Here is a 20,389-nt window from a genome sequence, read left to right on the forward strand (position 1 = left end):
CGGCCCGCCGTTTGCCGCGCGAATCACATGAACCTGTCCGCGGCCGTTACCTAAAATTACTTTTAACTACTACAAGGTGGCGGAAAGCATGCATGCGGGATACTCAATCGGTCGTGTACGGACTCGTCGCGTGCATTCCGTTTTCAGCGGCGCTCGCCGCTGAGCCCGCCCCGACCTCGGATCCCGAAGAGCCTCCCATCGGTGGCGCGTCGATCGTGGCCTTACCGGTGAATGCAGGCTCCGGCGTCATTCGCTACGAAGCAACGTTCTTCACTGAGTTCCAGCCGACCACGGCGCTGGACATGGTGAAGCGTCTGCCGGGCTTCGCGTTCGAGCCGGGCGACACGACCGTGCGTGGTTTCGCGGGCGCGCTGGGCAACGTGCTGATCGACGGTCAGCGCCCGACCTCGAAGGCAGTGTTGCTCGAAGATGTGCTTCGACGTATTCCGGTATCCGGCGTCGCCGCCATCGAAGTGATCCGAGGAGGCGCGCCGGGCATCAACATGCAAGGTCAATCGGTAGTCGCGAACGTGGTCCGCTCCAGTGGCGACATGAGCACGCACGCGGCTGAAATCACGGGCTTGTTCGCGGGCGATCACGACCCGGGCGTCGGCTTGCGACTGGAGTCGGCCAGCAACATCGATCGGCTCTCGCTCAACGGCACGCTGAATCTTCGTGACGAGCAGAAGTACGGCGACTCGGGCACCGGCGAGCTGATCCGTCGCAATGCCGCTCGCGACGTCATTCTCGCGAGCGACTTCGAGACCGACTGGCGTCAACGTCAGTTGCAGGCCAGCGGCTCGGCCGAATATCAGGGCCAGGCCGGGCTGCTGCGGATCAACGTGGGCGGCACCAGTCAGGACAACGAGCAGTTCGACATTCTCACGCCGCGCACCGGTGTGCCGCAGACGTTCGATTCGCGCGTCGTCACCAACATCAACCTCGATCAAGGCGAAGCCGGCGTCGACTACGAACATTCGCTCAGTGACGCGCTCACCGGCCGCATGCTGTTGCTGCAGACATTGGAAAAGAAGGTCATCACGGCCGACTCGATCGATGCAGTCAATCTGCAACGCTCCGAGGACGAGGCATTCCGTGGTGAATCCATCCTGCGCAGCTCGGCGACCTATCGCGCCTCTCCCGCCGTGACCATCGAGAGCGGTCTGGAGGGCGCGTATAACTTTCTGGAGGTCGACGCGAGCCTCACGCGCAATGGCACGGCGGTGGAACTGCCCGCCGACAACGTGAAGATCGAAGAGCGTCGTGGCGAGGCGTACGTCGATGTGCGCTGGAAGGTCACGCCGCGGCTCGCGAGCGACATCGGCATGCGCTACGAAAGATCGACGATCAGCCAGTCCGGCGATCATCAGGCCAGGCGCACGTTGAGCTACCCGAAGCCGCGCATGACGGTCCGCTTCGATCTGAACCCGGACATTCAATTGCGTGGCCGTATCGAACGCACCGTCAGCCAGCTCGAATTCCGCGACTTCGCCTCCCAGGCATCGCTCGACGCCGGCACCATCAACGGCGGCAATGCCGAGCTGCGCCCCGAGAACGCGTGGGAGTTCGAAGGCGGCATCGAGAATCGCTTCTGGGGCAGCGGCGCCATCGTGCTGAGTTATATGTACTCGCGAGTCAGCAACGTGGTCGATCTGGTGCCGGTCGGCCAGTTCGATGCGCCCGGCAATCTCGGCAGCGGCACGCGCGAGAAGATCGCGTTCGGATTGTCACTGCCGCTGGAGCGGATCGGTCTGTCCGGCACGCTGCTGCGTTTCAACGGCGACTGGAACTGGTCCAAGGTCGACGATCCGGTCACTCATGAATCCCGACGCATCACCAAGCACGCGCCGGTCGGCGGCGACGTGCTGATCACCAAGGAGTTCCCGTCGTTCGGCTCGACGCTGTCGCTCGAGAACTCCTATAGCAAGCGCGAAACTCATTTCAGGACCGGCGAGGTCCGCACCGATCATTGGGATCATTTCCTGCGACTGTATTGGGACTGGACGCCGAAGGCCGACACCGTGGTCCGCCTGATGTTCAACAACTTCACCGGACGCCCGAAGAGCCGGTGGCGCACGGTGTATGACGGCACGCGCGCCAGCGGCGAGATTCTTTATCACGAGGATCGTCACATCGACGCGCTCCGCTTCGTACAGCTGCAAGTCCGCAGAACGTTCTGATCGATCTTCGACTGGAAGCCGCGCGCCAGTTCCTGAGCGACGGCGCCACCGTCGCCATCACCGGCCGCTCGGTGGACGGCGGTGTCAGCGCCCTCTAGGCCGCCGCGAGGCTCGCCATTGCGTCCTTGATGCGCATCGCCGCTTTGGGACGCTCGTACATCCGCTTCATATAGGCGAGCAGCGTCGGACTCTCATCGAGCAGGCCGATTTCGTTGCCCCAATCGAGCGTGTACGCGGTCACGAAATCGCCGACGCTGACGCGATCGCCGACCAGATATTCGCGGCCCTGCATGTGCTTCTCCAGCACTCGCGCCATGGTCCGAAAATCCTCTTTGGCGAGCTCGATGTCCGAGGCCTGGCGCTTCTCTTGCGGATACAGGAAGGAGTTCTTCGCGATTCGCCACAATGGCTGCTCGAGCTCGGTGACGACGAACAGCATCCAGCGATTGAGCTGCGAGCGCAGCTTCAGGTCGGTCGGCAACAAGCCCTTCTGCGGATATTTCTCGGCCAGGTAGACCGCGATGGCGACCGACTCGGTCAACACGAAATCGCCGTCGACCAGCGCCGGCACCTTGCCGGCCGGATTGATCGCCAGATATTCCGGCGTCTGACCGGCGCCTTCGTTGAGTTTGACGACCACGGACTCGAACGGGATGCCCAGCTCCTGCAATGTCCAGCGGGCACGAATCGAACGGGTCGGGGCGAGCTCGTACAGTTTCATGGCGTCTCTCCTGGAAAGTTATCTCAAGGACGAACCAGAACGCGCCAGACCGACAGGGCATCGACGCATCGATTGCAGAGCCTGCCCCCATGAGCAGATTCAGCCGCGATGTCAGCCATTGCTGTCGCGTACCGGTCGCATGTGTCGCCAAGAGCCGTTGCTCCATTGGTATCCTTCACTGCTGAACGGGGCAAGCACCCGGACGCCAGCGGTGGGAGTGACAACTTTGACGGCAGTCCGATGGATTCGATGATCACCGCCGCCGCGCGGGCGCTCGCGGCGGGCGATCCACTCGGTGCATTGAAACGCGTGGCCCTGCGCGACGATGCGCCTGCCCTGGCCCTGCGAGGCATTGCCATGGCACAGCTCGGCGATTTTGTGAAAGCCAAGGCGCTGATCCGCAGCGCGTCGCGGTCGTTCGGCCCGAAAGAGACGATGGCCCGGGCCCGATGCGCCGTCGCCGAAGCCGAGATCGCGCTCGCCTCGCGCGACCTGCACTGGCCCCAGAAGGCACTCGATGCCGCCCGCGTGACGCTCGAAGAACACGGCGATGCGACCAACGCCGCCCTCGCCCGCTATCTGGAAATCCGCCGCCTGCTGTTGATCGGGCGCGTCGATGCGGCCGAAGACCTGCTCGCTCATCTGAACTTCGGGTCCATGCCGCCTGCGTTGCGGGCAGCTCACGAGCTCATCGTTGCCGGCATCGCGATGAGACGCGTCGATTCCACAACAGCCCGCGCCGCGCTGACTCGCGCCGGCCGCGCCGCTCGAGAAGCGCGGATACCGGCGCTCTACTCGGAGGTCGAGAACGCCTCACGAGTATTGAACACGCCGGCAGCCCGATTGATCGCACGCGGCGAAGTGCGACCGCTGCTGCTCGATGAAGTCGAAACTGTGCTGGCATCCAACGCGCTCGTGGTCGACGCGTGCCGGCACGTCGTTCGCAGCGGGAAGTCGACGACCTCGCTCGCGACACGCCCGGTGCTGTTCATGTTGGTACGAGCGCTGGCGGAAGCGTGGCCTGAAGATGTGCCGAGAGGCACGCTCATCACGCGAGCGTTCCGAGCCAAGGTCGCCGATGAGTCGCATCGAGCGCGGTTGCGCGTCGAGATGGGGCGACTTCGCTCCAAGCTGCGAACCGTCGCGAATGTGAGCGCGACGGAACGTGGCTTCTCGCTGGAGCCCAAGCCCGCACGCGACGTCGTCGTGCTCGCACGGCCCGTCGAAGAGGAATATGCGTCGGTGCTGGCCCTGCTCGCGGACGGTGAGTCGTGGTCCAGCTCGGCACTGGCGCTCGGGCTCGGCACGAGTCAACGCACCGTTCAACGCGCGCTCGACTCGCTGGCCGAGGGTGGCAAGGTGCAGTCGTTCGGCCGAGGCCGCGCCCGCCGCTGGATGACGCCGCCGGTCCCAGGATTCGCGACGACCTTGTTACTCCCTGCTCCGCTGCCGGGCGACTAGGATGGCCCCATGAAACGCACCAAAGCCAACATCGTTCGTGAATATGGTCCCTTCCCGGGTGTCGACGGCGTGCATGGAGTCACCTATGACGGCGCGCAGGTCTGGTTTGCCTCCGGCGACAAATTGAACGCACTGGATCCGGCGAGCGGCAAGACCGTGCGCTCGCTCGACGTTGCGGCCCACGCCGGTACCGCGTTCGACGGCCAACATCTGTTTCAGATCGCCGAAAATCGCATTCAGAAAATCGATGTAAAGACCGGTCAGGTGCTCGCGACCATCCCTGCACCGGGCAACGGCGGCGACTCGGGACTCACCTGGGCCGAGGGCACGCTGTGGGTCGGTCATTATCGGGAACGGAAGATCTATCAAGTCGATCCCGAGAATGGCGCCGTCCTGCGCACCATCGAGTCGAATCGCTTTGTCACCGGCGTCACCTGGCTGGAAGGCGAGCTGTGGCATGCGACCTGGGAGGGCGACCAGAGCGAACTGCGTCATCTCGATCCGGCCACCGGGGAGGTGCTGGAAAGCGTCGAGATGCCGGCGGGCGTCGGCGTCTCCGGTCTGGAATCCAATGGCAAGGATCAGTTCTTCTGTGGCGGCGGCAACAGCGGCAAGGTCCGCGCGGTGCGCCGGCCGGCTTAACTGAATTCGGAGTCAGCGCCAAACTGACGCAGACAAAACGTTGCCCTCGACCGTGGCCGAGCAGAATCCAGCTCACCAAGCTGGAAAGCTGCCAAAGAAACAGAGCCATGGTGATGCTCGAACTGCTTCGTGTACAGGCGCAGACCCAAGCCCAACTGCTCACCAACTGCGTGATCGCGCTGGCGCGCGATCCGCTCTCGCCCGATCAACTCAACGCCTGCGCCTCGGCGGCGCGCTCCTTCGAGGCGACAGCGCACATGGTCGGGCTCGAAGCCGGCGCCGAACTGGCGCGCTCGATGGAAGAGTGCCTGGCCGCGGTCCGGCGCGGCGACATCGAGCTTCAACAGCAGCTCATCGGCATGATGCTACAGGCCGTCGACCTGCTCGACTCGATGGCCAAGCTGCCGCGAACCACACCGATCGCGCCCCTGCCACACTTGACGGCAGTCGCCGAGCGGACCGAGACCCAGCCCAGCAAGCACAAGCCGGTCATTCTGGTCGTCGATGACAGCATGGAGGTCCGCGAGCTCGAGCGGAAGCTACTCCGCTTTCGCGGCTACGACGTCGTGACCGCGGCCGACGGCCTCGAAGCCTGGTACGCGGTCCTGAGCGGAAACATCGATCTCGTTCTGACGGACATCGACATGCCGCTGTTGGACGGCATCCAGCTGACCCGCCGGATCCGCAAGGATCCTCGCTTCAAGAAGCTGCCGGTGCTGATCGCCTGCGATAAAGACAACGTCCAGCAACGCTGGCGCGGCTTCGATGCCGGCGCCACCTATTACGTCATCAAGGGCACCTTTCATGACACGCTCGTGGAAGCCGTGGCCACTCGGATCGGACCGACGGAATTTTGACGCTCGGCGCGGGCCGCAACCTGCGTCAAATTGACCCAGACTCAGAGATCGAGTGTGGCGCCCGCCGCGAGCAATCGTTCCGCCGCCGCCTCGCGAAACTTCGCGAGCTCCCCTTCGAGCTCGCGCACGACGCTATCGACCTGAACGATGGAACCATGTAAATCTTTCTGGAGTTGAGCAGCGATCGTCGAGATGCGGTTCGCGCCGAGCATCGCGGCGCTACCTTTCAACGTGTGCATCGTCTCGACCCTCGCGGAGACATCCTGACTGGCCAGCTCACGAATGAAAGTGGCAGCATTGCCGAGGAATTTGCAATAGATCGCGGCAACCGCGGCTGGCGCGGCGAGGCTTTGGAGCAGATCCTCGAACACGGCGGAGTCGAGAACATCGGTCGAGAGAGCGCTACCTGGCCGGGCGTCTGCAGAATGTGACATGTGCTAAGTGGTGACAGTCTCGGGTCAGTATAGGGTACATTGCACACGGTCCACCTGTGGGGCCGGTACGTTACGAGTCCACGGATGAAATCGCAGCCTGGCATGCGTACTAACGAAGAAGCGGCGAACAGCCGCGTCCTGGTCATCGACAACGATTCCTCGATGGTGCTGTGGGTCCGCTCGGTACTGCAGACCGAAGGCTACGACGTTCGCACGGCTTTGAGCGGCGAGGAAGCGCTCGCGGTCCTGCGAGCTACACCTGATGTGCTGGTCGCAATCAGTGATATCCACATGCCGGGCATGGACGGCATCAGCCTGCTCAAGAGCCTCGGCTCGCTCAACGGTGCCGCCTCCGTGCCCCGCTTCATCTTTCTCACCGCGTACCCCGAAGTGGACTTCGCCGTTCAGGCGCTGCGTCTCGGCGCGGTGGACTTCCTGGTCAAACCCGTTCGCCCGCAGGAACTGCTGAACGCGGTACGAAGCGCGGTCGAGCGCATGGACCAGAACCGCGAGGCCATGAAGTTGACCGATCAGGCCGCGATGCTGGCACAACAAGCCGAAGCGCTCGCCGCGGCACTCAGCGTGTGGAAACATCCGCAGACCGAGTCCGCCGCGCAATCGGCTGAAGCAAACCGATGCAATCTCACCACCGTCGGTCTAGACCGCCTGCGTCGTCCTCGCCAGGCGCTGGAGCCCCTCGGTGAATTGGATGATGTCGCGTGGGATCTACTGCTCGAGCTACTGCGCGCGGACAAAACCGCGCAACGAATTTCCGTCTCCGCACTGAGCATCTCCGTACCGCATATCTCTCCGACGACAGCACTTCGTCGCATCCGAGAGCTGGTCAAGGCCGGACATATTCTGCGCAATCCCGATCCCATGGACGCGCGTCGCGACTTCGTCATGCTCGCGTCCGAGTGTCGCGCTGCACTCGAACATTATTTGGAACAAGTCGCAAAAGAGCTCGCCGCGGCGGTTGCCCCGCGTACGTAGCGACTGCGACGTATGCGTCAGATTGATGTAAGTCTCGCTTGTTGTAGTGACCTGTGTTCGGTAGAAACATCGCCGGCGCGAAAAACTCACGACCGACATAGAAACGGAGGACGCGATGGGGAAGATCGATCGGCGCAAGCGCTGGCTCTTGGGAGCTGGTGCGCTCGGTGTAGCGCTCACATTGTTTGTATTGGCACCGCGTGAAGAAACATCGGTAACGCCGGCTCCCGCCGCTCCTCGGACACCCGAGCCCGCGCCACAAACCGCGCCGCCGGTGCGCGTAGCGACCGCTCCCAAGGAACAGCAGGCGCCAGTGGGTGTTCGCCAGCGCTACATCGTGCAGGCATCGACCGCTGAGCTGGCTCGCGGCGCGGTGACGCGCGCCGGTGGCGTCATCACCGGAGATCTCACGATCATCCGCGCGGTGGGCGCCGAACTCGACGAGCGCGAGCTCGCCGCATTGTGGAGCGAGCCTGTCGCCGGTTTGCGCGTGTATGACGACGCAGCCGTCTCCTCGAGCGCGACGCCTGCCCTGCCCGAAACCTATTATCCAACTCAGGTCGGCGCGAGCCCGCTGCACACGGGAGGAATCACGGGACGAGGCGTCACGGTCGCCGTGCTCGACACGGGCGTGTGGCAAGAGAAAGGTCCGCTGCAACAGTCTTCGTCGGGGCGCAATCCGCGCGTGCTCGCGCAGTACGACGTGATTCTCGCGCGCCAGAACCCCAGCGCTTATCCGCTGCTGTCGCTGAACAAGTACAGTCGCGACATCGACGATCTCAACGGCCACGGCACCCACATCTCCTCCATCATCGCGAGCAGCGGCATCGCCTCGACGGGTCAGTATCAAGGCGTCGCCCCCGGCGTGAATCTGGTCTCGGTGCGCGTCCTCGACAGCAACGGCATGGGCCGGTACTTCGACGTCATCGCCGGCATCCAGTGGGCCGTGAACCAGCGGCTCGCGTATGGCATTCGCGTGATCAACCTGTCGTTGAGCGCGCCGGTGCAATCTCATTATTGGGACGATCCGCTCAATCAGGCCGTGATGGCCGCGTGGGGCTCCGGCATCGTCGTGGTCGTGGCCGCGGGCAATGCGGGCCCGGCACCGATGACCATCGGCGTGCCCGCCAACAATCCGTATGTGATTTCCGTCGGCGCGGTCACCGACGCCTATCACCCGTACGAGCCCGACAAATACAAGCTCGCGACCTTCTCTTCCGCGGGGCCAACGTACGAAGGCTTCGTGAAACCCGAGGTCGTGGCCATGGGCGGTCACATCCGCGCGTACGCACCGAACGACGGCGTCCTCGCGCAGCAGTTCCCGCAGTGGCTGGATCTTCGTTACCCGGATATGACCATGTCGGGTACGTCGCAGGCCGCGGCGGTCACCAGTGGCGTGGTCGCGCTGATGCTCGAAGCGAATCCGCTGCTGTCACCTAACAACGTGAAATGCCGCCTCATGGACGGAGCGCGCCCGGCGGTCCGCTCCGATGGCCACCTCGCCTACTCCGTGTTCCAGCAAGGCGCGGGCCTCGTGAACGCGCAGGATGCGCTCTACAGCACGGCGTCCAACTGCGCCAACCAAGGACTGAATGTCGCGGCGGATCTCGCCGGCATTCAGCACTACGGTGGCCGCGCGAATCAGGATGCCAACGGCAACTTCTACATCATGGAAGTCGAGGAGCCGATGGGGCTGCTGACCACGCTGTTGAGCCCGCTTGGCAGCTTGCCGCTGCTCGGCCAGCTGCTGGTCGGCCTCGCTCAGACACTGGATGGCCTGTTGTGGGATGGCAGCCCGCCGACCGACGACGGCGTGACCTGGAGCGGCGGTTACACCTGGAGCAATGGCTTCACCTGGAGCAACGGTTACACCTGGAGCAACGGCTACACGTGGAGTAACGGCTATACCTGGAGCAACACCTCCGCGCCGAGCAGCTCCGGCATCGAGCCGGCGCCCCAGGAATAATCAGCAGAAGCCCCGTGCGTCTGAAGTGGCTTGCTTTGCTCGCCTGCGCGGTATCGACCGCGCAGGCAGCAACACCCGTGCCCGAAGTGCGTCCGATGTACTTCGAGCATCTCACCATGCGCGACGGCCTGTCGCAAAGCACGGTGATGAGCATCCTGCAGGACTCGCAGGGCTTTCTCTGGCTGGCCACCGAGAGCGGCCTGGATCGTTACGACGGTTACTCGATTCGCGAGTATCGGCGCGAGCGTGGTAACAAGAACGGTCTCGCGAGCGACTACGTATGGAAGGTCGCCGAAGACGCGCGCGGTGATCTGTGGCTCGCGACCATCGGCGGCGGTGTCGCGCGCTGGGACCGGCGCAACGATCACTTCCAGCAGTTCCGACACGATCCCGCCGATCCCTACTCGCTGGCGAGCGATGCAATTCGCACACTGCACATCGATGCGAAGGGTCAGGTGTGGGCCGCGACCGAGCGGCACGGTCTCGACGTCCTCGACCCGCAGACGGGTCGTGCGCGCCACTTCCACCATATAGAAGGCAATCCGCGCTCGCTTTCGGCCGACGCGGTGTTCGCGCTCTACTCGGATCGCGCGGGCCAGCTTTGGGTCGGCACTGACAAAGGCCTGGGCCGTTACGAGCCGAGCAGCGATGACTTCAACAACGACATCGCCGAGGCCGGCGCACTCGATGGCGCGCGGGTGCGTGCGATTCTCGAAGACCACGCGGGCGCGATGTGGATCGGAACGTTCGACAACGGCTTGTATCGCCTCGACCCTCGAACCAGGAAAGTCACCTCGTTCCGCCACGACGCAGCCAACCCGCGCTCCCTGAGCAATGATCGTGTGCGCGCGGTCATGGAAGACGATGCGCGCCGGCTGTGGATTGCGACCTCCGACGGTCTCAACCTGTTCAACCGCGCTTCCGAGAGCTTCGTACGCTACAGCAGCGAGGCGAACAATCCTCACAGCCTGCGCGATGACGACGTGATGTCGTTGTATCAGGACCGCAGTGGCGTGATCTGGGTCGGCACGCGCGCGGGCGGCGCCAGTCACTGGAGTCCGCAGAGCTGGGCCCTCGGCCACTACCGCAGCAATCTGTTCGACAACACCGCCGTGAATACCTTCGCCGATGACGGCGAGGACACCATCTGGGTTGGAACGCGCGACGGACTGGTCGAGATCAACACCCGCGATCGCAGTGAGCGTCACTTCACGCGCGACTCCGACGGCCCGTTGCGACTCACCGACAACAGCGTGATGGCGCTGCTCTACGACCGTGACGGCGCGCTGTGGATCGGCACGATGAGCGGCGGCCTCGCGCGGCTGGATCCGCAGCGAGGTACGCTTCGCTCCTATCGTAACGACGCCAACGATCCGACCTCATTGCCCGCGGACGGCGTCATGAGCCTCTATGAAGACCGCGGCGGCGATGTCTGGATCGGAACGTTCGGCGGCGGCCTCGCGCGCGTCGATCGCGCGACGAGCAAGCTCATTCGCTATCCTCACAGCATCGATGAGAACGCGCTCAGCAGCCCGCGTGCCAGCGCCATCGCCGAAGACCGGCTGGGCAATCTGTGGATCGGCACCATCGGCGGCGGTCTGAACTTGCTGGAGCGTGGCACCGGCCGCTTCCACGCGTTCCGCCGCAACGACCGCGACCCCAGCAGCCTGAGCGACGACACAATCTATGCCTTGCACGTGGATCCCAACGGCAACGTGTGGGTCGGCACCGCGGGCGGCGGCCTCGATCGGGTCGTGGGCAGCTCCGAGCAACCCGACGCGATTCATTTCCAGAGCGACGCGCGACTTGGAGGCATGCCGAGCCAGGTCGTGTACGGCATCGAGTCCGACCAGCAGGGCGGCCTGTGGCTCAGCACGAACAACGGGCTCGTGCGCCTGGATCCGAACACCGGTGAGAGCCGTCTGCTCCGCGAACCCCACGGTTTGCAGGCCGACGAATTCAACTTCAACGCGCACCACCGCGGTCGCGACGGCACGCTGTACTTCGGCGGCAACGGCGGCTTCAACGCATTCCAGCCCGACATCTCATCTCCAAGCGCGCCGCCACCGCGCCTCGCACTCACGTCAGTCACGGTTCTCAATGAACAGCTGCCGTTTGCGAAGCTGCCGGCCTCGGACCGGCCGCTCACGCTGGAGCACGATGACCGGCTGGTGACGTTCGATTTCGCGGCATTGGATTTCATTTCTCCCACCAACAATCGTTACCTGTATCGACTCGAAGGCTTCGATCCGGATTGGGTGCAAGCCGGTGGGATGCATCGGGCGACTTACACCAACCTCGACGCGGGCGAGTACGTGTTCCGGGTGCGCGCGACCAATGCCAACGGCGTCTGGAGTCGAGAGGATCTGACGATTCCGGTGCATGTCGCCGCCGCGCCGTGGAATACGCTGACCGCGCGCATGATGTATGTAGCGACGGTGCTGCTGATCCTGGGCCTGCTCTGGCGCCTGCAACGGAAAAAGCGCCAACGTGAGCTCGACCACAACCGCGAGCTGGAGCAGATGGTGCGCGTCCGGACGCACGAGCTGGAAGAGCGCAATCATCAGCTCCAGGAGATGAGTCGCGCGAAGAGCGACTTCGTTGCGCGCATGAATCACGAGCTGCGCACACCGATGAATGGCGTGCTCGGCATGAGCGAGTTGCTGCTCGACACGCATCTCGACCCGGTCCAGCGACGCTTTGGCGAAGGCATTCACCGCTCCGCCGATTCCCTGCTCGCGATCGTCGACGATGTACTCGACTTCTCGAAGCTCGAAGCCGGACGGCTGCAGCTCGCACCGGTCGAATGCGATCTCGTCGAGCTGGTGGAGCAAACGGCGGAAATGCTCGCGGCCCGCGCGTCGGGAAAGAACATCGAACTGCTCTGCGACTCCCCTGCTCGCCCCGTGCCGCGAGTGCGCGCGGACGTCGTACGGCTTCGCCAGGTGCTGGTCAACCTCGGCGGCAACGCCGTGAAGTTCACCGAGCATGGCGAAGTGATCTTGCGCGTGACCCCGCCGGAGATCGAAGGAAGTCAGCTGCGCGTGAAGCTCGAAGTCAGCGACACCGGCATCGGCATCGAGCCCGTGAATCAGTCGCGCATCTTCGAAGAGTTCGTGCAGGAGGATGCCTCGACCACGCGGCGCTACGGTGGCACGGGCCTCGGCCTCGCCATCGCACGACAGCTCGTGGAACTGATGGGTGGACAGCTCTCGGTGACGAGCTCACCGGGCGTTGGCTCGACATTCAGTGTCGAGCTCACACTGCAACTCGCGGACCCCAACGCTCAACAGCGTCCTCAGCCCACGGATCTACTCGGCCTGCGCATCCTGGTCGCGGACGACAACGCGGTGGTTTGTCGCCTCATCATGCATGCACTCGACCAGTGGGGCGCGCATCCGGTGGACGTGGGCAGCATGCCCGAAGTGTTACGCGAACTGCGCGCCACGCCCTACAACGCCGTGATCATCGATCATTCCCTGCTCGATTGCGCGGTCGCAAGCGAGCTGCAGTCGGTCGTCTCGGAGCGCGCGGTTCGACCTCGCGTCATTCGTCTCGCCAGCTTCGTCAATCTCGCGCACTCCGAGGGCGCGGACCTGCAGTGCTTCGATGCCGAGATCACCAAGCCCGTGCGCCTTTCACAGCTACATCGAACTCTCACGGGTGACACGACGCCTGATACTTCTTCGACTGCACCACAGCCGGTGCCTCCGCTGGTGTTGGCGGATGGTGCGCGCGTGCTCGTCGTCGAGGATCAATCTCTCAATAGAGATGTCGCGGAAGGCATGCTCAAGGCGCTGGGCCTGGAGGTCGATACCGCGCACGATGGCAGTCACGCACTCGACATGCTCGCGCGCACGCGCTACGACGTGGTGCTGATGGATTGCCGCATGCCCGTCATGGACGGCTACGCGGCAACCAGGGAGTTACGTCGACGCGAGGGCGACGGCCCGCACATTCCGGTGATCGCACTCACTGCGGATACCACCAGCGCCGCTCGCGAAGCCTGCCTGGTCGCCGGCATGGATGACTATCTCGGCAAGCCATTCAGCCGTGCAACGTTACGCGCAGCGCTGGCGCGCTGGATTCCCGCCCGAGACACGCCGACACCGACCGAAGTTGCATCCATCACGCAATTGCCGAGCTGATCCGTCACGCCGCGCGACGTGCGCCGACCACGCAGCCAAGCACGCCGATAGCTGTAGCAACCAACGACCACGCCACCCGCTCCTGTAACAGCGCAGCTGACAACCCCATTCCAATCAGCGGCTGTAACAACTGAAGCTGTCCGACCCGCGACGAGCCGCCGACGGCCAGCGCGCGATACCAGAAGAAGAATCCGATCAGCATCGAAAACACCGCGATGTATGCGAGCCCGAGCCATGCGCTGGAATCGACGCTCGGCCATCCCGCCGGCCACGTGAAGGCAGCAACCGCGAGCATTGCCGGCGCGGCGATGACGAGCGCCCAGCAGATCACTTGCCAGCCACCGAGCCGTCGCGAGAGCACCGCACCTTCCGCATAACCGAGTCCGCAAACGACGATTGCCACCAGCATCAAACTGTCCGCCGTGAAGACGCCTTCGCCGCCACCGTTCATCAACGCGTAGGTCGCGAGCAACCCCGAACCCGCGAGGGCGAACAGCCAGAACGCAGGATGCGGCCGCTCGCCTCCACGCACCATGGCCCAGGTCGCCGTGGACAGAGGCAGGAGTCCGGTGAACAGCAAGCCGCGCGCCGAACTGATCTCGGTCATCGCGATCCCGCTCAGCAGTGGGTAGCCGACCACAACCGACGCCGCGACGACGAGCAGCGACGGCAATTCACTTCGACGCGGCCGGTTGTCCGCGAACAAGACCAGCGCGGCGATGGCGCCGAGCGTCGCGAGCAGTGCCCGTGCGGCAGTCAGAAACACCGGCTCGAACCCCGTGACCGCCGCGCGCGTCGCCGGCAGCGAGCCGCTGAAGATCACCACGCCAATCAGCCCCAATGTCAGCCCATGATCGCGATTTTTCATGGACCGGATCTTGGCCAGATCGCCGGACAATGGCCAAGGACAGTCCAGTACGATATAAGTGAACTGTCATGGTAGAAGCAGCCGAACAGTTGGAGCCCACCCTCGTCGGGCAAGTGATGCGCCTGATCCAGACGCGCATCGATCGACGCCAATACACGCCCGGCGCCCGCATCCCTTCGGTGCGCGCCATGGCGGATTCCATGGGAGTTTCGAAGTCCACCGTGGTCGAGGCTTACGGCCGCCTGGTGGCCGAAGGCATCGTGCAACCCCGGCTCGGCTCAGGCTTCTATGTGGCCGCGCCGCTCGCGCCACTGAATCTGGCCGAGCTGAGCACGGACACCGATCCGACCGTCGATCCGCTGTGGGTCATGCGCCAGTCGCTGCGTCCGGGCGAAGAAAGCCTGCGGCCCGGATGCGGCTGGTTGCCCGACAGCTGGATGCCACACGAGATGATGCGCAAGGCGCTGCGCTCCGCTGCTCGCGACGGCTCCGGCGCCACGCTCTTCGAATATGGCCCGGCACTCGGGGCCGACTCGCTGCGGGGACTGATCACCCGGCGCCTGCTGGATCAAGGCGTCGACGCCGTGCCCGATCAGGTGATGATCACCGACTCGTGCACGCATGCCATCGACCTGGTGTGTCGATTTCTGTTGGAACCTGGCGATACCGTACTGGTCGACGATCCCTGTTACTTCAACTTCAAGGCGCTGCTGCGGGCTCACCGCGCGAATGTCATTGGCGTGCCAGTCACGCCGGGCGGCCCCGATCTGTCCGTGTTTGCTTCCTTGTTGGAAGCGCATCGACCGCGCATCTACATCACCAACTCCGGCCTGCAGAATCCGACCGGTGCGAGCTTGACCGCACCCCTCGCGCATCGCTTGTTGAAACTCTCCGAACCCCACGGGCTCGTGATCGTCGAAGACGACATCTTCGGTGACTTCGAGGAGCAACCCTCACCGCGGCTCGCGGCCTTCGACGGCCTGGATCGCGTGGTACGCGTCAGCAGTTTTTCGAAAACGCTGTCCGCCTCCGTGCGCCTCGGCTATATCGCTTGCCGCTCCGACTGGATACGCGGGCTTGCGGATCTGCGCATGGTCACCGGCATGGCCTCGAGTCCGCTCAACGCCGAGCTGGTGGAGTCGATGCTGATCGACGGCTCGTATCGACGTCACGTCGAACGCATCCGCACCCGCCTCGCGCAACAACGACAGCTCGTGACCGCCAGACTCGCCAGGCTCGGCATCGTGCCCTGGACCGAACCCGGTGGCGGAATGTTTCTTTGGTGCGCGCTTCCCGGCGGCGCCGATGCGGCCGACGTTGCCCGTCGCGCGCTGGCGCAGAACGTGATCCTGGCGCCGGGCAACGCCTTCAGTGTCAGTGGGGCCGCCACCGGCTTCGTGAGATTCAACGTCACCCAAATGGAAGGCGACAAGGTCTATGCCGCGCTCCGGCGCGCCCTGGCCTGAATTTCATTTGTAAAATAATTTGCGCATCTGAACCGCCTGTGATCTGCTAGGCGCGGCCCGCTCCGATAGGGACGTTTGCGCATGAGACTCAGCCGACGCACGGTACTCCAGGCGGCAGCAGCAACGACGCTGCTGAATTCGCGACTCGCCCGCTCGGCAGGCACGCCTGCTCAATCATCCAACGTCCTCTGGTACAACCGCACCGCGCAGCAATGGGTGGAAGCTTTGCCCATCGGCAACGGACGCATCGGCGCGATGATCTTCGGCGGCACCGGCCAGGAACGATTGCAACTGAATGAGGACACGCTCTGGGGCGGCGGCCCCTACGATCCGGCGAATCCCGAAGCGCGCGAGGCGTTGCCCGAAGTTCGCAAGCTCGTCTTCGCCGGCGAGTACGCGAAGGCCACCGAGCTCGTGGATGCCAAAGTCATGGCCAGGCCCGAACGCCAGATGTCGTATCAGAGCGTCGGCGACCTGCGGCTCACCTTTCCCGGCATCGACGCGGCCACCGACTATCGACGCGACCTCGATCTCGATGGCGCGCTCGCCACCACTCGCTTCACGAGCAATGGCGTGCAGCATGTCCGCGAGGTGTTCGCGAGCGCACCGGACAACGTGCTCGTATTACGCCTCAGCGCCGACCGGCCCCGCAACGTCGATGTCGATGTGACTTTTCGATGGCCCGTGCCCTCGCGCCCCGCCGATCCGCCCGGCGACAAATTGAAAGAACGCAGGATACAAACTGAAGGCCCGGGATCCGTCAGCTTCGACGACAGTGTGCCCGCCCCCGCTGGCCTCGTGTTACGCGCGCTCCCCGATGGCGACCTGATCATGCAAGGACGCAACTCCGCGCAATTGGGAGTCGCGGGTGCGTTGACCTACGAAGCACGCGCGCGTCTGATTGTTAGCGGTGGCAAGAAACAATCGAGCGCATCGAGCCTCAGCATTCGAGGCGCCGACAGCGTGATCCTGCTCATCGCGATGGCCACCAGTTATCGCGACTACCGGCATGTCGATGGCGATCCCGCCGCGCTCAACGTGGCATCGCTCGATCGTGCCGCCGCCCGCTCCTTCGATGAGCTGCTCAGCCGGCATCAGACCGATCATCGACGCCTGTTCCGTCGCGTCCAGCTCGACCTCGGCCAGACCGCCGCCGCCGATCGCCCCACGGACGAGCGAGTGCGAACGTCGATGACCGGTGACGATCCGGCACTCGCCGCGCTCTACTATCAGTATGGCCGTTACCTGTTGATCGCGAGCTCGCGACCGGGCTCGCAGCCCGCGAATCTGCAGGGCATCTGGAACGACATGTCGAACCCGCCCTGGGGCAGCAAGTACACCATCAACATCAACACCGAGATGAACTACTGGCCGGCCGAGGCCACCGATCTCGGCGAATGCGTCGAGCCGCTGATTGCGATGTTGCAGGACCTGTCGATCACCGGTGCAAAGATGGCGAAGACCATGTACGGCGCGCGCGGCTGGGTCACTCATCACAACACCGACCTGTGGCGCGCGACCGGTCCCATCGACGGCGCGAAGTACGGCATGTGGCCGATGGGCGGCGCGTGGCTGTGCCTGCATCTGTGGGATCGCTACGACTACGGCCGCGATGTCCGCTATCTCGAATCGGTGTATCCGATACTGAAAGCCGCATCCGAGTTCTTCCTCGATACCCTGGTCGAACATCCCAACGGCAAGTGGCTGGTGACCAATCCTTCCATGTCGCCGGAGAACGATCATCGGCCCGGGCTGTCCATCGCCGCCGGCCCGACCATGGACAATCAGATCCTCCGGGATCTGTTTACGAATACCGCGAAGGCCGCGGGGATTCTCGATCGTGACCGGGAATTCATCGCAGCGCTCGAAGCCACCCGCAAACGCCTGCCGCCCGAACGGATCGGCTCACAGGGCCAGCTGCAGGAATGGCTGGAGGATTGGGATGCGCAGGTGCCCGACATTCATCACCGTCACGTGTCACATCTGTATGGATTGCAGCCGTCCGGTCAGATCAGCGTCGACTACACGCCGAAGCTCGCTCAGGCCGTGCGCAAATCGCTGGAGATTCGCGGCGACAACGCCACCGGCTGGGGCATCGGCTGGCGACTGAATCTCTGGGCACGGCTGCGCGATGGCGAGCACGCGTATCAGGTGCTCAAGCTGTTACTCGGACCGCAGCGCACGTATCCAAATCTGTTCGACGCGCATCCTCCCTTCCAGATCGACGGCAACTTCGGCGGCACCAGCGGCATGACCGAGATGCTGTTACAAAGTCTCAAGTCACCGAAGGGCGAAGATGAAGTCTGGCTGCTGCCCGCTCTGCCCAAGGCGTGGCCTCAGGGTTCCGTCACGGGTTTGCGAGCACGTGGCGGATTGCGCGTGGATCTGAACTGGCGCGGCGGCCTGTTACAGCACTGCAACTTGAGCGCAGTTCGCGCTGGCCACTGGATACTTCGAAACGGCAGCTCGATGCTACCGATATCGATGAAAGCCGGCCGCAGCCAGGCGATCAAGCTGAGCGACGGAACCCTCAGTTCGAGCTGATCTTCTTCGAGATCTCGCCAGCGGCGTGCCGGATCGCGGCGATGGTGTCTTTCACCGAAAGCGCCTTGGGCGTTTCGATGTAGGGGCACGTCAGCGCGGCAGCCGCGCCGGCGGCGGCCATCACTGGCGCCGACAGATCGACGATGTGACGAGTCACGTCGCTATCGGCCTTCACATACTTTTGGCTGCGAGCGAGCGCGGCGCGCTCCTCGAAGCTCTTCCAGAGCTTCGGTGACACGGTTGGCGCGAGTCGCGTGCGCCAGTCCGCCCGGACCTCCTCGGGCTGGAAGGCATACAACACCAGACCCGACGTTGAATCGATCAGCGGCCGACGATAGCCGACCCGCACGGAGAAGCCTTGATTGCCCGGCGCTTCGATACGCGCCACCACGACCATCTGCTCGTCGCTCACCACGGCGAGATGACAGGACTGCCCGATCACGCGGCTGAGCTTTCTCATCTCGGGCAGCGCGTCCTCGAGCAGACTCTTGGTCGGCGCACGCGCGACGCCGAGCGCGAACAATTTGTTGGTCAGCTCGAAGCCGTCGCCGGATTCGGATTGAGTGACGTAGCCGCGATGGACCAGCGCATCCACCATTCGAAACAGCTCGCTCACCGAGCGACCGAGCTCCGTCGCGATCTGCGACATGGTGAGCGGCGTGCCGCGGGCAGCCAGCAGCTCGAGCACGTCCAGCCCCTTTTCCAGAGCGGGCGCGCTGTATTTGCGTTCTTCGTCTTCGCGGGCAGCCATGCGAGGGATTATAGACAGCCGCCGCCGGATGCGTCAGCGGGGAATCAATGAACTGCCGCCGGGATCGGCTGCATCGCACTGCCCGGCTGACGCCCGGCCGACCACGCGAACCCGCCGATCACCATGAAACAGACGGTCGGCACCAGAATGGCGTAGTTGATGGCACTCACGTCGGACACCACACCCATCGCCGCCGTGAGCACGGCCCCACCAATGATCGCCATCACCAGGAACGCTGACGCCGTTCTGGTGAGCGGCCCGAGATCGCGCAGCGAGTTCGCGAAAATCGTTGGAAACATGATGGACATGAACAGGCTGGTCGCCGCCAGCGCGTACAGGCCCAACTGACCGCCGGCGAATACGGCCACCAGCGTCAGACAAATGTTGATGGCCGCAAAAGTCGCCATGAGTCGCGTCGGACTGAACCGGCTCATCAACGCGGTGCCGACGAAACGCCCGATCATGAAGCACAGCAGCGACGCGGTGAGATAACCCGCTGCCGTTTTCTCGCCCATGCCCGGCACCTCGGCCTGCGCATAGCGAATCATGAAACTCCACACGCCCACCTGCGCCCCGACGTAGAAGAACTGAGCAACCACACCAAAGATGAAATGCCCTCGCAGCGCCAACGCGGCGATCGACTGGCGCATCGAGAGTCGCTCGGGATCGTCGGGCTGCGGCGCTTGCGCCTGAGGGGGAAACTTCGTGATCGCAACCAGCGCCGCCCACGAGAGCACGACCGCGGCCACGATGAGATAAGGCATCTGCACCGACTGCGCTTCGCCCGCCTGAAACGCAGCCAACTGCGCCTGACTCATCGCCGCCAGCTCGGCTTGGGTCGGCTCGACGCCCGAAAGTATGAACTCGCGCCCGATCAGCACGCCGGCGATGGCCCCGAGGGGATTGAAGGCTTGCGCCAGATTCAATCGTTGCTCGGCCCGCGCCGGATCGCCCAGCACCGTGATCAGAGGATTGGCCGAGGTCTCCAGGAACGACAGCCCCGCCGCGATCACGAACAGCGCCGTGAGAAACCAGCCGTACTGGAGCAGCTCGGCGGCGGGATAGAACAGCAGTGCGCCGATGCCGAAGGTCATCAATCCCAACAGCACGGTGACTTTGTAGCCGTAGCGCTGAATCACCCACCCCGCCGGCAGCGCCAGAAAGAAATACCCCAGATAGAACGCCGACTGCACCAGGCTCGACTGAAAGTCGCTCAGGAAGAACGCCTTGCGCAGATGAGGCATCAGCACGTCGTTCAGATTGTTCGCCACGCCCCACAGAAAGAACAGAGTGACGATGAGGACCAGGGGCGCGAGCGCGGTGCCTGTCTTGTTGTTCATCCATCCCCCCCCAAAACG

Annotated in this window: 14 protein-coding genes; 9 read left to right on the forward strand and 5 right to left on the reverse strand. The window is 64.0% G+C overall.

Annotation, left to right across the window (positions count from 1 at the left end; genetic code table 11):
- The first annotated feature begins 92 nt into the window (after positions 1-92).
- The gene (locus tag EKO19_RS18235) at positions 93-2,180 is read left to right on the forward strand and encodes a TonB-dependent receptor plug domain-containing protein (protein WP_129777881.1); all 2,088 of its coding nucleotides are present in this window, start codon (positions 93-95) and stop codon (positions 2,178-2,180) included.
- Positions 2,181-2,274: 94 nt separating this feature from the next.
- Here the strand turns inward: EKO19_RS18235 and EKO19_RS18240 are convergent, their stop codons facing one another.
- Positions 2,275-2,901: a glutathione S-transferase family protein gene (locus tag EKO19_RS18240; protein WP_129777882.1), complete on the reverse strand. Its 627-nt coding sequence runs from the start codon at positions 2,899-2,901 to the stop codon at positions 2,275-2,277.
- A gap of 240 nt (positions 2,902-3,141) precedes the next feature.
- Here EKO19_RS18240 and EKO19_RS18245 point away from each other — a divergent pair, with 240 nt between their 5' ends.
- The 3 genes from EKO19_RS18245 to EKO19_RS18255 all read left to right on the forward strand — a co-directional run bounded on the left by EKO19_RS18245 (position 3,142) and on the right by EKO19_RS18255 (position 5,861).
- Entirely contained in the window at positions 3,142-4,362 is a 1,221-nt protein-coding gene (locus EKO19_RS18245; RefSeq protein WP_129777883.1) for a helix-turn-helix domain-containing protein, read from the forward strand.
- Between the two features lie 9 nt (positions 4,363-4,371).
- Positions 4,372-5,004 (forward strand): Vgb family protein, encoded by a 633-nt coding sequence (locus tag EKO19_RS18250; protein WP_129777884.1) that lies wholly within the window; start codon positions 4,372-4,374, stop codon positions 5,002-5,004.
- 107 nt (positions 5,005-5,111) lie between these two features.
- Positions 5,112-5,861, forward strand: a complete 750-nt coding sequence (locus tag EKO19_RS18255; RefSeq protein WP_129777885.1) for a response regulator — start codon at positions 5,112-5,114, stop codon at positions 5,859-5,861.
- Between the two features lie 41 nt (positions 5,862-5,902).
- On the opposite strand, the gene EKO19_RS18260 is transcribed toward EKO19_RS18255, so the two are convergent.
- A complete protein-coding gene (locus EKO19_RS18260; RefSeq protein WP_129777886.1) occupies positions 5,903-6,295 on the reverse strand; it encodes an Hpt domain-containing protein in 393 nt (130 codons plus the stop codon).
- Positions 6,296-6,379: 84 nt separating this feature from the next.
- On the opposite strand from EKO19_RS18260, the gene EKO19_RS18265 reads away from it, so the two are divergent.
- From EKO19_RS18265 to EKO19_RS18275, 3 genes are all read left to right on the forward strand, one after another.
- Positions 6,380-7,288, forward strand: coding sequence for a response regulator (locus EKO19_RS18265; RefSeq protein ID WP_129777887.1), 909 nt, complete (start codon positions 6,380-6,382; stop codon positions 7,286-7,288).
- A gap of 115 nt (positions 7,289-7,403) precedes the next feature.
- On the forward strand, positions 7,404-9,254 hold the full coding sequence (locus EKO19_RS18270) for a S8 family peptidase (protein WP_129777888.1): 1,851 nt from the start codon (positions 7,404-7,406) through the stop codon (positions 9,252-9,254).
- A gap of 14 nt (positions 9,255-9,268) precedes the next feature.
- Positions 9,269-13,402, forward strand: coding sequence for a hybrid sensor histidine kinase/response regulator (locus EKO19_RS18275; RefSeq protein WP_129777889.1), 4,134 nt, complete (start codon positions 9,269-9,271; stop codon positions 13,400-13,402).
- Between the two features lie 4 nt (positions 13,403-13,406).
- On the opposite strand, the gene EKO19_RS18280 is transcribed toward EKO19_RS18275, so the two are convergent.
- Complete coding sequence (locus tag EKO19_RS18280) at positions 13,407-14,270, reverse strand: DMT family transporter (RefSeq protein WP_129777890.1); 864 nt, start codon at positions 14,268-14,270, stop codon at positions 13,407-13,409.
- A 68-nt stretch (positions 14,271-14,338) separates the two neighbouring features.
- Here EKO19_RS18280 and EKO19_RS18285 point away from each other — a divergent pair, with 68 nt between their 5' ends.
- Both EKO19_RS18285 and EKO19_RS18290 read left to right on the forward strand, forming a co-directional pair.
- Positions 14,339-15,736 carry an aminotransferase-like domain-containing protein gene (locus EKO19_RS18285; protein ID WP_129777891.1) on the forward strand — a complete coding sequence of 466 codons (1,398 nt, stop codon included), beginning with the start codon at positions 14,339-14,341 and terminating at the stop codon, positions 15,734-15,736.
- 81 nt (positions 15,737-15,817) lie between these two features.
- Positions 15,818-18,280, forward strand: a complete 2,463-nt coding sequence (locus EKO19_RS18290) for a glycoside hydrolase family 95 protein (RefSeq protein WP_129777892.1) — start codon at positions 15,818-15,820, stop codon at positions 18,278-18,280.
- Here the strand turns inward: EKO19_RS18290 and EKO19_RS18295 are convergent.
- Together EKO19_RS18295 and fucP are read right to left on the reverse strand one after the other, a co-directional pair.
- Positions 18,267-19,031 (reverse strand): IclR family transcriptional regulator, encoded by a 765-nt coding sequence (locus tag EKO19_RS18295; protein ID WP_129777893.1) that lies wholly within the window; start codon positions 19,029-19,031, stop codon positions 18,267-18,269. The genes EKO19_RS18290 and EKO19_RS18295 overlap by 14 nt on opposite strands.
- 44 nt (positions 19,032-19,075) lie before the next feature.
- Complete coding sequence (gene fucP / locus EKO19_RS18300) at positions 19,076-20,371, reverse strand: L-fucose:H+ symporter permease (protein WP_129777894.1); 1,296 nt, start codon at positions 20,369-20,371, stop codon at positions 19,076-19,078.
- Between the last annotated feature and the right edge of the window lie 18 nt (positions 20,372-20,389).

The sequence above is a fragment of the Peristeroidobacter soli genome, from assembly GCF_004138485.1.
GTDB classification, from domain to species: Bacteria; Pseudomonadota; Gammaproteobacteria; order Steroidobacterales; family Steroidobacteraceae; genus Steroidobacter; species Steroidobacter soli.